Source organism: Arthrobacter sp. Bi26 (assembly GCF_918697925.1).
Lineage (GTDB): Bacteria > Actinomycetota > Actinomycetes > Actinomycetales > Micrococcaceae > Arthrobacter.
Map to the genome: position 1 here is coordinate 20,800 of NZ_CAKKMF010000008.1, position 13,901 is coordinate 34,700.

The 13,901-nt window shown below is 67.8% G+C and carries 13 protein-coding genes; 3 read left to right on the plus strand and 10 right to left on the minus strand.

What is annotated here, in order from left to right:
• Positions 1-32: 32 nt before the first annotated feature.
• The gene (locus LQV16_RS03330) at positions 33-1,946 is read left to right on the plus strand and encodes an AMP-binding protein (protein ID WP_229992524.1); all 1,914 of its coding nucleotides are present in this window, start codon (positions 33-35) and stop codon (positions 1,944-1,946) included.
• A gap of 79 nt (positions 1,947-2,025) precedes the next feature.
• On the opposite strand, the gene LQV16_RS03335 is transcribed toward LQV16_RS03330, so the two are convergent.
• A complete protein-coding gene (locus LQV16_RS03335; RefSeq protein ID WP_229992525.1) occupies positions 2,026-2,745 on the minus strand; it encodes a response regulator in 720 nt (239 codons plus the stop codon).
• On the minus strand, positions 2,742-4,433 hold the full coding sequence (locus LQV16_RS03340) for a sensor histidine kinase (protein ID WP_229992526.1): 1,692 nt from the start codon (positions 4,431-4,433) through the stop codon (positions 2,742-2,744). The genes LQV16_RS03335 and LQV16_RS03340 overlap by 4 nt, the downstream gene beginning before the upstream one ends.
• A 139-nt stretch (positions 4,434-4,572) precedes the next feature.
• Here LQV16_RS03340 and LQV16_RS03345 point away from each other — a divergent pair, with 139 nt between their 5' ends.
• On the plus strand, positions 4,573-5,931 hold the full coding sequence (locus tag LQV16_RS03345) for a cation:dicarboxylase symporter family transporter (RefSeq protein WP_229992527.1): 1,359 nt from the start codon (positions 4,573-4,575) through the stop codon (positions 5,929-5,931).
• 124 nt (positions 5,932-6,055) lie between these two features.
• Here LQV16_RS03345 and LQV16_RS03350 read toward each other — a convergent pair whose 3' ends face one another.
• The 3 genes from LQV16_RS03350 to LQV16_RS03360 are packed head-to-tail and all read right to left on the minus strand — an operon-like array spanning position 6,056 to position 9,042.
• Positions 6,056-6,805, minus strand: a complete 750-nt coding sequence (locus tag LQV16_RS03350; protein WP_229992528.1) for an ABC transporter ATP-binding protein — start codon at positions 6,803-6,805, stop codon at positions 6,056-6,058.
• Positions 6,798-7,904, minus strand: coding sequence for an iron ABC transporter permease (locus LQV16_RS03355; RefSeq protein WP_229992529.1), 1,107 nt, complete (start codon positions 7,902-7,904; stop codon positions 6,798-6,800). Before LQV16_RS03355 ends, LQV16_RS03350 begins: the two co-directional genes overlap by 8 nt.
• Complete coding sequence (locus tag LQV16_RS03360) at positions 7,864-9,042, minus strand: ABC transporter substrate-binding protein (RefSeq protein ID WP_229992530.1); 1,179 nt, start codon at positions 9,040-9,042, stop codon at positions 7,864-7,866. Before LQV16_RS03360 ends, LQV16_RS03355 begins: the two co-directional genes overlap by 41 nt.
• A 213-nt stretch (positions 9,043-9,255) precedes the next feature.
• Between LQV16_RS03360 and LQV16_RS03365 the strand changes: the two genes are divergently transcribed.
• Positions 9,256-10,029 (plus strand): DUF6390 family protein, encoded by a 774-nt coding sequence (locus tag LQV16_RS03365; protein ID WP_229992531.1) that lies wholly within the window; start codon positions 9,256-9,258, stop codon positions 10,027-10,029.
• A gap of 28 nt (positions 10,030-10,057) precedes the next feature.
• On the opposite strand, the gene LQV16_RS03370 is transcribed toward LQV16_RS03365, so the two are convergent.
• From LQV16_RS03370 to LQV16_RS03390, 5 genes are all read right to left on the minus strand, one after another.
• Positions 10,058-10,315, minus strand: a complete 258-nt coding sequence (locus tag LQV16_RS03370; RefSeq protein WP_229992532.1) for a HypC/HybG/HupF family hydrogenase formation chaperone — start codon at positions 10,313-10,315, stop codon at positions 10,058-10,060.
• A 13-nt stretch (positions 10,316-10,328) separates the two neighbouring features.
• A complete protein-coding gene (locus LQV16_RS03375; RefSeq protein ID WP_229992533.1) occupies positions 10,329-10,901 on the minus strand; it encodes a hydrogenase maturation protease in 573 nt (190 codons plus the stop codon).
• 123 nt (positions 10,902-11,024) lie between these two features.
• Positions 11,025-12,518 (minus strand): hypothetical protein, encoded by a 1,494-nt coding sequence (locus LQV16_RS03380; protein ID WP_229992534.1) that lies wholly within the window; start codon positions 12,516-12,518, stop codon positions 11,025-11,027.
• On the minus strand, positions 12,515-13,156 hold the full coding sequence (locus LQV16_RS03385) for a DUF6084 family protein (RefSeq protein WP_229992535.1): 642 nt from the start codon (positions 13,154-13,156) through the stop codon (positions 12,515-12,517). The genes LQV16_RS03380 and LQV16_RS03385 overlap by 4 nt, the downstream gene beginning before the upstream one ends.
• Positions 13,149-13,895, minus strand: a complete 747-nt coding sequence (locus LQV16_RS03390) for a DUF5947 family protein (protein ID WP_229992536.1) — start codon at positions 13,893-13,895, stop codon at positions 13,149-13,151. Before LQV16_RS03390 ends, LQV16_RS03385 begins: the two co-directional genes overlap by 8 nt.
• Positions 13,896-13,901 lie beyond the last annotated feature (6 nt).

Below are 13,901 nucleotides of genomic sequence, written 5' to 3' on the forward strand. Positions count from 1 at the left end.
TACATCACAACGTCGTGGACAGGATGTAAGTCATGGTCACCAAGAGCTACCAGGCCGCCTACGAGCGGAGCCTGGATCACCCCGCGGAGTTCTGGCTGGAGGCCGCGGACGGGATCTCCTGGCAGACGCCACCGCGGCAGGCCCTCGATCCGGGCCGGGCACCGCTCTACGACTGGTTTCCGGACGGTGTCCTGAACACTTCCTACAACGCCCTCGACCGGCACGTTGCCCAGGGCCGGGGTGCGCAGGACGCCCTGGTCTACGATTCCGCGATGTTGGGCATCCAGCAGAGCTACACGTATGCGGAACTGACGGACCTCGTGGCCCGGTTCGCCGGTGTCCTGCGCCGCAGCGGCGTCGGCAAGGGCGACCGCGTGGTGATCTACATGCCGATGATCCCCGAGGCCGTGATCGCGATGCTGGCCACCGCACGGCTCGGCGCCGTGCACTCGGTGGTCTTCGGCGGCTTCGCCCCCAAGGAACTTGCCGCCCGCATCCGCGACGCTGCCCCTGCGGCGGTGGTGACGGCGTCCGGCGGCATCGAGCCATCGCGCCGGATCGAATACCTTCCCGCCGTCGCCGAGGCCCTCGGCATCGCCGGCGCCCCGGACATCCCGGTGCTGGTCAAAGCCAGGGAAGGCTTCGCGTCCACCATGGCCTCCATGGCGGCCGAACAGCCCGGGTGGCTCGATTGGGACGCCGAGATGGCCACCGCCGAGCCTGCCGCGCCGGTGGATGTCACGGCCACGGATCCGCTGTACATCCTCTACACCTCGGGCACCACCGGGGCGCCGAAGGGCGTGGTGCGGGACAACGGCGGCCATGCCGTGGCCCTGAAGTGGACCATGGAAAACATCTACGACGTCGGCCCCGGGGACGTCATGTGGACCGCCTCGGACGTCGGCTGGGTGGTGGGCCACTCCTACATTGTGTACGGGCCGCTGCTGGCCGGCGCCACCACGGTGCTGTACGAAGGTAAGCCGGTGGGGACACCGGACGCCGGCGCGTTCTGGCGGGTCATCGAGGACCATAAGGTCAACGTGCTGTTCACCGCGCCCACCGCGCTGCGCGCCATCCGAAAAGCCGACCCTGAGGGCCAGCTCCTGGACAAGTACGACATTTCCAGCCTGCGGACCCTGTTCGCGGCCGGCGAGCGGCTGGACACAGACACCTTCCACTGGGCCTCCAGGGTCCTCGGCGTTCCGGTGGTCGACCACTGGTGGCAGACGGAGACGGGCTGGGCCATCTGCGCCAACCCCCGCGGCCTCGACGGTCTGCCGATTAAGGCCGGTTCACCGAGCGTCCCGATGCCCGGCTTCCGGCTCAACATCGTCGACGGCGGGGGCGGGGACGTCGAGGCCGGCACGGAAGGGAACATCGTCCTGGGCCTTCCGCTGCCCCCGGGCACCCTGACCACGCTGTGGCGCAACGACGAACGCTACATTTCCTCCTACCTGCAGGCGTTCGAAGGCTACTACGCCACCGGCGACTCCGGCTACCGGGACGAGGACGGCTATGTCTTTGTCATGGGCCGAACCGATGACATCATCAACGTCGCCGGACACCGGCTCTCCACCGGCGCCATGGAACAGGTGATCGGCCAGCACCCGGCGGTCGCCGAATGCGCGGTGATCGGCCTCGCCGACCCGCTCAAGGGCCAGCGTCCCAGCGGCTACGTGGTCCTCAAATCCGGTGTGGACATTCCCGAGGACCTTCTGGCCAAGGACCTGATTGCCCTGGTCCGGCGCGACATCGGGGCCGTGGCGGACTTCAAGCACGTCACCGTGGTCGACGCCCTGCCCAAGACCCGTTCCGGAAAGATCCTGCGCAAGACCATGCGCCAGATCGCCGACGGCGAGACCTACGTGGTGCCGTCCACGATCGAGGATGCCGGCGTGATCGACCGGCTGCTCGTAACCCTGCGCCCCGGCCCGCCGTCGAGATGACACTTGGCGGCAGTGTTTCCGGGAATCATTGCCGCCAAGTGCCATGTCGATGACAGGAACCGCGGGGGAGCGGTGAAGCTTAGGGCCGCGGCCGTAACCAGCGGTATTCGTTCTCCGGCCGGCCGGGGGCGCCGTAGCGTGCGGCGCGGGAGACCGTTCCGGCATCGGCGAGGTACTCGAGGTAGCGCCGGGCGGTGACCCGGGACATGCCGAGCGCCTCCATGACTTCGCTGGCCGAGACCGCCCCGTCCTGCTCTTTGATGTAGTCCTGGACGGATTCCAGCGTGGATACGGCCAGGCCCTTGGGCAGCGACACTTCGGACGGGGCACGCAGGCTGGCGAAGGCCTGGTCCACATCGCTTTGGGACGCCCGGGCCCCCGCGACTCCGGTCACAGGGGAGGCCAGCTGCTCGCGGAATTGCCGGTAACTGGCGAGTTTGTCCGCAAACGTTGCGTAGGTGAACGGCTTGATCAGGTATTGGACCACGCCGGTGGCCACAGCACTGCGGACGATATTCAGTTCCCGCACGGCGGTGATGGCGATGATGTCCGCGAAGAGCCCGGCCGCCCGCATCCGGCGTGCGATGTCCAGCCCGTGCAGGTCCGGGAGGTTCATGTCCAGCAGTACCAGCTCCACCGGATTGCCCGCCGCCGCGAAATCCGTGAGCAGGCGCAGCGCGGACTGCCCGTCCGGCGCGGAGCCGGCCAGGGTGAAACCGTCCAGCCGTTCAATGTAGGCGGCGTGCGCCGCGGCGGCGATGGGCTCGTCTTCGACGACGAGCACCCTGATCTCGCTCATGGCTGTCCCTCTGTTGTGACCGGCAGCGTTGTGACCGGCAGCGTGACGCGGAAGAGCGCCCCGGCCGGGCTGGTGATTGTCATGGTACCGCCCAGCCGCTGCACTGCCTGGCGGACCAGGGCCAGCCCGAGGCCACGTCCGAAAGGTCCCGGTGTCTTGGTGCTGAAGCCGTGACGGAAGATGTCGTCCACGGCCGAGGGGTCGATTCCCGGGCCGCTGTCTTCCACGGTGATCTCCAGCGCGGACCCGGTGGACTCGACGGTCAGCTCCACGAGCCTGGGCGCCGGCGCCTCGGCCGCGGCGTCGATGGCGTTGTCCAGCAGGTTTCCAAGGATGGCTACGAGATCCTGCACGGCCAGTCCGGTCACCGACGTGGAGCCGCCTGCGTTCAGGATCAGTTCGACGCCGCGCTCGTGCGCTTCGGCGGCCTTGCCCATGATCAGGGCGCCGAGCACCGGTTCCTCGATGGAGCTGACAATGTCATCCGTCAGACTCTGGCTGAGTTCCAGATCCTTCGTGGCGAAGTCCAGCGCCTCGGGGGTACGCCCCAGTTCCATGAGCGAGACGATCGTGTGGAGCCGGTTGGCATGTTCATGCGTCTGTGCCCGCAGGGCGTCGGAGAGCGTGTGCATGGTTTCGAGTTCGCTGCCCAGGGATTCGATTTCGGTGCGGTCCCGGATGGTGGCCACAGTGCCGTAAACATGGGCGCCGGAAGCCGCTCCCCGCTGGCGGGCTCCGGCCGATGCGGGTCCGACCGCCGGGCCTTGGTTGACCACCAGGATCCGTGAGCCGGTCAGGTGGATCTCGTCGTGCGCGGTACGCCCGGATTCGAAGAGTTCCTTAAGGCTGGGTGCCAGCGGCAACTCCGCGAGGGAGGGCGCCTCCGGGCGCCTGCCGTCTGGCGCGCCGGGGGCATGCGTGCCGGCAGCGGCGTCGGAGGCCTGCTTCTTCAGCCCCAGCAGTTCGGCGGCCTGATCGTTGTACATCACCACTTTGCCCTTGGGGTCGATGAGGATCACGCCCTCACGCACCGAGTGAAGCACCGATTCGTAGTACGCGAAGAGCTGGCCCAGTTGCTCCGGGCCCCAGCCGCGGGTCACCCGGCGCAGGTAGCGCCCGAGCAGCCAGGACGCCACGGAACCGCCTACCAGCAGCGCCAGAGCGATGGCCAGCAGCGCCGGCAGCCTGCCGGAGACTGCCACGTCCACGGTCCGGACGGTCACGCCAGCGGCCACGAGTGCCCGGACCTTGCCGTCCGCATCCTTGACAGGGGCGATGGTGCGCACCGAGGGGCCGAGGGTGCCGGCCGTGACCTCCGTGAACACCTGGCCATTGAGGGCCGCATCGATCGAACCGATATACGGCTTGCCCAGTTCCTCATCGCGCGGATGGGTCCACCGCGTGCGGTCCGGGGCCATGATCGTGACGAAATCGGCGTCGGCATCCTTCATGATTTTGAGGGCATACGGCTGGAGCAGGGCCGTGGGGTCGGTGGCGCCCGCCGCCTCGAGGACGAAGGGGGCGTCGGCCACCGTCGTGGCTATGCCGGCCATCCGGCGGCCGGCCTCGTCGTAGGCGTGGTCGCGCGCGTCGACGAACGTGGCCGTGCCGACGATGGCCGTCAGGGCCACCACGAACAGCAGTTGGGCCACAAACAGCCTGCGGGCGATGCTCCAGCGCTGGATCATCAACACCTTCCATGACCAATATGAACGCAAGGGTGATGCGCGTCACCTTGTCATCAATGATGGGGGTACACGCAAGAACGGACGCGAGCGGACCCTAGCGGGAAGCTCACGAAAGTCCAGCCTATCCAAGGAGAACACCATGGCCTCTCAACGAGGAGAGTCAGCAGCACCGGCCGCAGCCCCGGCCAAGAAGCGCAAGGGACTGGACAAGTCCCACTACCTCTACATTGCAGTCATCGTCGCCGTGATTGCAGGTGCCGTTATCGGTCTGCTGTTCCCCGAGGTCGGCAAATCCCTCAAACCGCTGGGCGACGGCTTCATCAAACTCATCAAGATGATGATCGCTCCGGTGATCTTCTGCACGATCGTGCTGGGCATCGGCTCGATCGCCAAGGCCGCCACAGTAGGCAAGGTCGGCGGCCTGGCGCTTGCCTACTTCGTCGTCATGTCCACCTTCGCCTTGGCGATCGGCCTCGTGGTGGGCAACCTGATCCACCCGGGCGAGGGCCTCAAGCTCGCCCCCTATGATCCGAACAAGAAGGCGGCGGTCGACAGCACCGTTGACTTCCTGCTCGGCATCATCCCGGGCGACATTCCTGTGTTGCCGACTCTCCTCGCCGCGATCCTGGTCGGCTTCGCGCTGCAAAAGATGGGCCCTCAGGGAGCACCGATCCTCAAGGCGGTCGGTTATGGACAGGCCCTCGTGTTCCGCATCCTGATCATGATCATGTGGCTGGCCCCGGTCGGAGCCTTCGGTGCGATCGCCGCAGTTGTCGGTGCCACCGGCTTCCAGGCCATCATCAGCATGGCGACCCTGATGGGCGCCTTCTATGTCACCTGTGCCCTGTTCATCGTCGTGATCCTCGGTGGCCTGCTCAAGGTGGTCGCAGGCGTCAGCATCTTCAAGCTCATGAGGTACCTCGGCCGCGAATACCTGCTGATCTTCTCGACGTCCTCCTCCGAAGCGGCGCTGCCCCGCCTGATCGCGAAGATGGAACACCTCGGTGTGTCCAAGCCGGTCGTGGGCGTCACCGTCCCCACCGGCTACTCCTTCAACCTGGACGGCACCGCCATCTACCTGACCATGGCCGCGCTCTTCGTCGCCAACGCCATGGGCACGCCGCTGGATCTTGGTGCCCAGGTTTCCCTGCTGGTCTTCATGATCATCGCTTCCAAGGGTGCCGCCGGCGTCACCGGCGCCGGCCTGGCCACGCTGGCCGCTGGACTCCAGGCGCATGCACCTCAGTTGCTGGGCGGCGTGGGCATGATCGTAGGCATCGACCGGTTCATGTCCGAGGCCCGCGCCTTGACCAACTTCACCGGCAACGCCGTCGCCACGGTGCTGATCGGCACCTGGGTCAAGGAGATCGACGCCGGACGCGTGGACCGTGTCCTCGCCGGTGCCGAGCCGTTCGACGAAGTGACCATGCTCGCCGACCACATCGGTGGGCAGGAAACCGTCGAACAACCGACGCAGCCGGTCCTGGCACACGCCTGAACCCCAGGCCGGACACCGGCCTGAACCGCGGCCTGAACCCCGGCCGCGGCCGGACCGGACATCAAACCGCCAGATGACGCCAAAGCGCCCGGCAGCTAAGCTGCCGGGCGCTTTGGCGTTCGGATCAGCGCTCGTCTGCGCCGAATGGGGTCACCACTGTCCGGCGGGGCGTCCCGGCGTCGTCGTAGTTCAGTGTGCTGACACGGACGCCGTACAGCGCCGAGAGCTGCGCGTCGGCGAGTAGCGGCCCGGCAGGACCAGTCACCACCCCCTCGGCGCCCATGAGGACCACCGAGTCTGCGAGGAACAGGGCGTGGTCCGGGTGATGGGTGCTCACCAGCAGCGACATCCCGCTCCGCACGAGTTCCCTCAGGAGCTGGAGGACCCGGACCTGGTTTTTCAGGTCCAGCCCGGTGGACGGCTCATCCAGGACAAGGAGCCGCGAACCTCCCGCGACGGCCCGTGCAATGAGGACCAGCTGCTGCTCGCCGCCGCTCAGGGTCGGGAACAGCCGGTCGGCCAGGGCGGCGATCCCCACCCGGTCCATGGCCTGGAGGGCGGCAGCCCTGTCCCGGGTGCCGGGGGAGCGGAAGACGCCGATGTGGCGGGCACGGCCCATGACCACCATGTCCAGGGCCGGGTAGCCGAACGTGCTGCCACGCGCCTGGGGAACATAGCCGGCCGTCTCGGACCGGCGCACCGCCCCCTCCTGGACGGCCAGCATGCCCGCCGCGCAGCGCACCAGCGTCGTTTTGCCGCTGCCGTTTGGCCCCAGGACCGCCGTCACGGTGCCCGGCGGCACCGAGAAGCTCAGATCCTTGAACACCCAGTTCTGCGGTGAATAGCCAAACCCGGCACCGCGTAGTTCAAGCACCGTCCCAGATCCTCTCCCTGTTCCGGCGCAACAGCACGAAGAAGACCGGCGCCCCGATTAGGGCGGTGAGGACTCCTAACGGGATTTCACCGGCCGTTGCGGTGCGCGCAATGGTGTCTATGGCGATGAGGTACGCCCCGCCCAGCAGGAATGAGACCGGCAGCAGGACGCGGTGGTCCGGGCCCACCCACATCCGCGCCAGGTGCGGGATGACCAGCCCCACCCAACTGATGACGCCGCTGACGGCCACGGCCCCTGCCACCATGAGGGCCACGGCGGAGAGGACAGCCCAGCGCAGCGGACGCGGCCGGAGGCCCAGGGCCGCGGCGTCGTCGTCGCCGAGCGAGAGCACATTGATCCGCCACCGCAGTGCCAGCAGGACGACGCCGCCGGCAGCAATCGGAATGAAGGCCACCAGTACCTTCGCCCAGGTTGCGGTGGCGACACTGCCAAGCAGCCAGAAGACGATTGCGGGAAGGGTGGTGAACGGGTCCGCCAGATACGTCACCAGGGCCACCAGGGCGGAGAAGAACGAGGCCGTGACGATTCCTCCGAGGACGACCATGAGGATGTGGGTGCCGCCCCGGCCGGACGTGATGAGGAAGACGATGGCCAGTGCCAGCAGCCCGAAGCCGAACGATCCGCCCACGAGGGCCACCGGACCCAGGCCCAGCAGCAGGGCCAGGGCACCACCGAAGGAGGCACCGGATGAAACGCCGATGACCTCCGGACTGACCAGGGGATTACGGAACACGGCCTGCAGCGCCGCACCGCCAAGTGCGAGGCCACCACCCACCAGCAGGGCCAGCAGGACCCTGGGCAGCCTGACCAGCAGCACCACGTTTTCCTCGGCAGCGGGAAGGCTTGAGCCCAAGGGAACTATCCGGGAGGCCAGGATTTCCGCGACATGGGCGAGGGACACGTTGTAGCGGCCGCTGGCGAGGGCAAGCGCCGACACGGCGGCCAGGACGGCCGCTGAGAGCAGGCATGGACCGATGACCTGGCGCAGCCTCGGTCCGCGGCGGCCGCCAAGGTGTCCCGTGGTCAGAGGCTGGGCCTCACGAAGCATCGAACTGCCGGTAGTTGGCCGAGATGCCATTGGCTTCAGTCCACAGGATCTTGTCCGTCTCCGGCGCTGATGGCCGGTAGCGGTACAGGAAATCGAAGTAGTCGCTGGTCTGGTCCCTCAGCGCGGACCGGCTGCCGGAGGGGAAACTGATATCGCTGAGCCAGCGCCACATCAGGGGTGACTCCTGGCCCGGGGGATCCCAACGGTACCCGCCCAGCGGCACCTTGTACACGCGCCGGGAACGCACGGCGGACACGCTTTGCCACACCGGATTGCCGTAGACGTCCGCGGGCATCGCGTCGTCGAAGTTCCCCAGCAGGATGATCTCCGGATCCCATGCCAGGACCTGTTCGACGTCGACCCCCACCATGCCCTTGCCCTGGAGGCCCTGCGGGCCGGTTGCTGGATTGTGGCCGCCGATGAGCTTGATGTAGAAGTCGTTGTAGCTGTCGTTTCCGGCAACCTTGAGCCCGCCGCTGAACCTGTTGAAGTAGATGATGCCCGGGCCGCCGGTGCCGCGGGAGGCGGCCTCGGCCTGGATGGACCTCTGTTGCTCGTCGCTGCGCGCCTTCATCTGCGCGGCCCGCTCCGGGTGCCCCAGCATCGTCGCGAACAGCGCGGTCCAGGTGTCCACATCCTGCTGCGTACCGGTGTTCGTGATGCCCAGGACCTTCATCCCGGCTTGTTCCAGCGGTGCCGTAAGTTGCGCATCGCTCCACTGGACCACGACGTCCGGGTTCAGTGCCCGGATGCTTTCGACATTGGGCGTGAAATCGGTAGTGGCGATGTCGTGCGGAATATTCAGGGCCTCCGGGTACATGGTGCCCATGGCGCCGTCACGCATGGCAACCCAGGAGGCGTTATGCATCCCGGCGAGATGGCTTGCGCCCTGGTCGACGGCGGCGAGCAGGGAGGCGGCCGGCATGGGAATGGTCACCACCCGGGTGACCGGGCGGTCGAAACTCAGCACGGTCCCGCGCTGGTCCGTGACCTGGATCCCGGCCGAACCGGCGGCGGAACCCGGTGGCGAGGTACCTGCCGGTGGCATTGACAGTGGTGTTGGCTGCGGCGGCGTGCTTCCCGGGGCGCAGGAAGCGAGGAACAGCGCCCCTCCGCCGTAGAGGGCCGCTGCCAGTACTGATCGTCGGTTGGCTTCGGGGATGTTCATCGGCCTACCTCCCGGGAAGGACCGCACACGAGCGGCCATTCGCTCCGCGCCAGCCATGGCAGTGTTTCCAGCCACGACAGTGTTCCAGGCACGGCATTCCCTCACAGCATCTGCCGAATGCGCAGGGGTGTCAATGCCGGCAACGCGGACATTGTTTGCCGATGGGCGGCGGTGCTAGCCTCGCACATATCCCCTGTGAAACGAGGCCACGGGATGCAAGTCAATGGCGCTCAACTCTTTGTCCGGTACGCATATCCGCCGAATTCGCGGGGCAGCTGCGGGCCGCCGGACAGCGATGCGCTGCTGCACTATGGCCAGTCGGGGGTGACGGACGCGGGCCTGCGGGAACTGGCCAAGGGGTTCGCCGGCGCCTGGCCGTATCTGGAGCTCATCGCCGGTGCCACGGGCAACCCGGACCCGCTTGACTACCCGGTAGTGGAGGCCTACTGGGTGGGAAACACGCTGCTGGACTCCGTGGGTGTGCGCAGCATCGGCAATTCCATGGAGGACAGGTTCCGAGCACGGACCGGCCATCAGTTTCCGCATCTCATGGAAGGGGTCCTGGCCGGCGGCGTACCGCACCACAGCTTCCATGTGCTGGAAATCTATCCGTGGCTTGGACTGTTGCGCGATGATCGGCGCTCATCCACGGCCCTGAACGTCCTTGACCAATGCCGCATCCGGTGGGGCGAAGTGGTGGCCGTCGAAGGGGACAGCGCCCTGGTGCGCTCCCGGCCCCTGGTCTGGGACGGGATGGCGCTCTCGCTCGGCGAACCGGTGATCGAGACGGCCAAGTACGCCGTGGCCGGGTCCGGCTTCATCGCTGACCTCACGGCAGGCGACATGGTGTCCCTTCACTGGGACTGGGTGTGCGACCGGCTGGGGCCGGCGCAGCTCCACCGGCTCCAGCACTACTTTGCGCGCCACCTCAAGATCGCCAACTCCGGCGTGGAGCATCGCGGCGCCGCGATTGCACTCGAACAGTGAATACAGAACAGTAAGGGGGGAGCGCAGGCTACGGGACGTTGTCGGTGGGGTCCGGGCCCCGTCCCATGAGCTCCAGTCCCGTCATGGCACGGTCGGCGCCAGCCTGGTCCACGCGCTCCAAGGCGAAGCCCATGTGGATCAGGACCCACGTACCGCTCTCCAACGGGCCGTCGTCGAGGAGCCCAATGTTGATCTTTCGCTGCACGCCTGCCACATCCACGAGGGCCAGTTGCCCGTTGTAGCCGTCGATCACTTCGATGATCCGGCCCGGTATTCCCAAGCACATCCGCGCTTCCTCCTCAGCCTGCTTCATCCGAACCGGCGCTCGCGGTCGCTGCGTCCGCGGACGTTATGTGGGCCGTGACCAGTGTGCGCACTGCCTCCACGGCTGCCGGGACGGCGCGGGACACGTCCTCGGTCAGCTCCATGCCGTCGTCTGTTCGCCCCGCGATGCAACCCACCAGGTAGGTCTCCGGCAGCGATCCGCCCAGGATGCGGAGGCGGCGCAGGACAGCCAGCGGGTCCATGCCATGCGGATCGAACTCCGGGTTGACCGGCAGGCCGGCCGGCGTGAGCGGTCCGCCGGGTTCCAGATCCTCCGCCCGGATCTTGAGGATCCGGAGGGTCCCGGCGCTTGTGCTTCCGTCCGCCGGGGCCGGAAGCACATCCACGAGCACCAGCGCATCCACCCCGTCCAGGAGATCGTAGGCGAGGTGCAGCCCGCGGACCCCGTAGTCCCTCACCTGAACGTGCTCTGGCACCCAGCCGGGCAGGCTTGACGCCTCCTGCGCCAGGCGGCGGGCGACGGCCGGTCCGAATCCGTCGTCGCGGAGGAACACGTTCCCCACGCCCGCCACGAGAACCCTGCTCACAGCGGGCTCACATGCTGCGCATTCGCATGTAGCGCTTGATGTCCGGAATCGAACGCAGTCCGACGACGGCCACTGCCAGGCCCGCGGCCAGCAGGAGCACGACGGTCATGATGCCCAGACCTTTCATGATGATGGTTCCTTTCCGTTGTCCGGGGGCTGCGCCGCGGCGAGCGGCACGAGTTCCTCGGGGGCGAAATACAGATACCGGCCGTACCATTCCTGCAGTTCGGCCGCCGGGTCGGCTTCGAGGACCACCGCGACGTGCGTTCCGCCGTCGACGTCGAAGTGGACTCCTGTGACACGTCCCGATTTACCGGCGAAGAAGAGGTCCTGCGCATCGGCGCGGCGCAGTGGAACAACCCGCACCCGGCTGCCGCGTGAGACCTGGACGCCGTCGATGAAGACAGTGTCCGATTCCGGATCCACGGCTGCGTCCCGGGCCGGATCCCACCACGGCGTATCGGCGCCGGTGTTCGCGGCGGCGCCGTTGCCCGGGACGGAAAATTCAGGGACGGACAATTCCGAATCTGAATATTCCGGAACGGCGAAGCCGGGGAACTCGTCGTACCCGGACGTCCCGGGTCCGCGGGGCGAACCGGCGTGCGGGTTCCGCAGGATGCCGTGCAACTGCTGGAGCTCCTCTGCTGTCATGTTTTCGCAGCGATCGATGATCGCTGCCGCCCGGGCATCGGTTGACCGGGCTTCCGCCTTTTCCTCATCGGTCAGCGTGAGCACCCGGAGGGTCAGGATTTCATCGATCTCCGTCGCGTCGAACAGTTCCACGGTGCTCTCCGGCGCCACCGCGGGGTGGTCATAGAGGATGATCGGGGACAGGAGCAGGACATCGCGCTGCCCCTCGGGGCCGGCGAGCACGGGCCAGCAGCGGTGCTGGCGGCACGAAGCCGCCGCCGCCGACGCCCACTGCGGCGGATCGATCACCGAGAGGAAGTCGGCGTCGTGGACTGCGAGCAGGACGTGGGCTCCGATGAACGAGAGCTCGATGGCGGACCGCTTGTCGGTGGTTGCTGCCGCCGTGTTTTCGACCGTGACCCTGAGCCGCCACAGCGGACCTGCCGCCGGCACCGGTGTCGCCACTTGCGTCGCCATCAGGCGCAGCTCCCCGCGGAGCGTCCGACGCCGGCGTACGAGCCTGCCGGCGGTGGCGCCGCGGGTGTCCCGTAAGGGCTCGATGTCCTCGGTCGCCGGGACGTTGACCGGCGCGCGCACGCCCGCGGCAAGTTGGCCGAGGCTGTACGGCCCGAGCGTGATCTCCTGATCCGTGGCCTCGTCCCAGCTGAGCCACCGGGACGGGCCGACCAAGAGTTCATCGACGGGTGTGAAGCCGCCGTCATCCGCGCGCTCGGCGGACCTTGTCTGCAGGTGCAGGAAGCGAAGATGGACTTCGACCCGGGCTGCGGGTCCCGGCTCGAGGAGGCAGTCCGCTGCCATGTCCGGCTCTTCACCGGCGCCGGCGGCTGCCGCGCCCGGCGGCCCAAGCACCCCGAACTGCCAGCGGGCCTGGTTCTTGGCGGACGAGGCGCGGTACGGGTACAGGAGGTACCCCTCATAGAGGACAGCGTCGGCGACGGCGCGTGCCAGGCTGAGGCCGGCGTTCACGGTACCGGGTCACCCGCCCCGGCCAACAGGCCCTCGATTGCCGCCTCCCAGGAAGTCAGGCCGTGGACCGCCTTGTACCTGGCCAGGGCCGCCAGGACGTCGCGGTCCAGGCGGATCCATCCCTGGTTGGGGAAGAATGCGTCTATCAGCGAGCGCCAGACGGCCACGGGCAGGGCGTACCGCGCTTCCCGGTCCCAGGGAATCTGCTCGACGCCGAAGCCCGCCGCGCCGCGCGTGAAAACTGTCCCGGAGAAGAGGAACTCCAGCGGAACGGTCCCGTCCCGCAGGGAGTTCAGGTACTTTGCCGCGGCGACCTCGAAATCGAAGGTGCAGGGGAGCGGCAGGTCAACCTCGACGCTGTCCGCAAATCCCTGCACCAGGACGCTGCTGTGCATCCACATGAAGGGCTTGAGGGTGGTGGGCCACCGCCCGCGGTTGCCGAAGAGTTCCAGCAGCCCGGCTTCCTCGTCGGCGTCGTAACCGCGGCGTTGGGCCAGGATCCGCACCTGGCAGCGCAGGGCCATGGCGTGGATGGCGGCGCCGCTTCGCTCCTGGATCCGCAGGCGCGCGGTCAGCTGGGGTGCGGCCGCGTAGGGCTCGGGGGTGATGTCCAGCACGCTGAATTCGAGGTCAACCATGGCGTCCCTCCTGCTCTGCCTGGGCCGGAGCGGGGGCGGGCCTGCTGCGGCTGCTGATCCGGTCGAAGAAGCCGGCGAGCTCCTGGCGGGACTCCTGGCCGCCGTCGAAGCCCTTCCACACCCGCCGCAGGCGGCCCACCAGCTCGTAGCACGTATCGATGGGGACCAGATGGCAGTCCGCCCGGTCCCGCTCGGGGCCGGGGGAGCGGATCAGCAGGGCTTCCGTGTCGGGGGCGAGCATGGCGATTGCCGGGTTGGCGGCTTGGACCGATGCCCAGGCGTTCAGGGGAAGTTCCGACTCCGTGGCGCCCGCCGGGCTCGGGTAGAAAGCAGCGGTCCGGCCCAGCGCCGAGTTGAAGAAGAAAAATGCCAGTCCCACCGGGATTTCCAGCTCGTCCCACTGGGCCTGCCCGAGCTCGAAGGGCTCGAATGAGACGTAGCGGTCAGGGACGGAACGGTAGCGCAGATGGGCCGACGAGTCCGTGAACAGCAGATAGCAGGGCCGGCACGTGCACAGCAGGGAGCGGCTCTCCAGATCCACCACATGCTGGTGGGCCTCCGGAATGGGCTCCGCGCACATCTCGCAGCGCTCGCCGGCAGGCTGGGCCGGGCGGGTGGAAGCTATCCGGCGGAGCACGGAGAGCGCCGACGTTCCCCCGGCTCCTGTACCGCCCGTGGGCTCCCTCCCGGCTCCTGTGCCGCCCGTCGCCGGCCTCCCGGTTCCCGGCGGCGCCGTCATTCCCGG

What these genes read in the sequence shown, in the direction of transcription:
- LQV16_RS03340 (WP_229992526.1), bottom strand. Translation starts at nt 4,433, where the DNA reads ATGATCCAGCGCTGGAGCATCGCCCGCAGGCTGTTTGTGGCCCAACTG.
- LQV16_RS03370 (WP_229992532.1), bottom strand. Translation starts at nt 10,315, where the DNA reads ATGTGCTTGGGAATACCGGGCCGGATCATCGAAGTGATCGACGGCTAC.
- LQV16_RS03355 (WP_229992529.1), bottom strand. Translation starts at nt 7,904, where the DNA reads ATGGCATCTCGGCCAACTACCGGCAGTTCGATGCTTCGTGAGGCCCAG.
- LQV16_RS03360 (WP_229992530.1), bottom strand. Translation starts at nt 9,042, where the DNA reads ATGAACATCCCCGAAGCCAACCGACGATCAGTACTGGCAGCGGCCCTC.
- LQV16_RS03365 (WP_229992531.1), top strand. Translation starts at nt 9,256, where the DNA reads ATGCAAGTCAATGGCGCTCAACTCTTTGTCCGGTACGCATATCCGCCG.
- LQV16_RS03335 (WP_229992525.1), bottom strand. Translation starts at nt 2,745, where the DNA reads ATGAGCGAGATCAGGGTGCTCGTCGTCGAAGACGAGCCCATCGCCGCC.
- LQV16_RS03385 (WP_229992535.1), bottom strand. Translation starts at nt 13,156, where the DNA reads ATGGTTGACCTCGAATTCAGCGTGCTGGACATCACCCCCGAGCCCTAC.
- LQV16_RS03390 (WP_229992536.1), bottom strand. Translation starts at nt 13,895, where the DNA reads ATGACGGCGCCGCCGGGAACCGGGAGGCCGGCGACGGGCGGCACAGGA.
- LQV16_RS03345 (WP_229992527.1), top strand. Translation starts at nt 4,573, where the DNA reads ATGGCCTCTCAACGAGGAGAGTCAGCAGCACCGGCCGCAGCCCCGGCC.
- LQV16_RS03330 (WP_229992524.1), top strand. Translation starts at nt 33, where the DNA reads ATGGTCACCAAGAGCTACCAGGCCGCCTACGAGCGGAGCCTGGATCAC.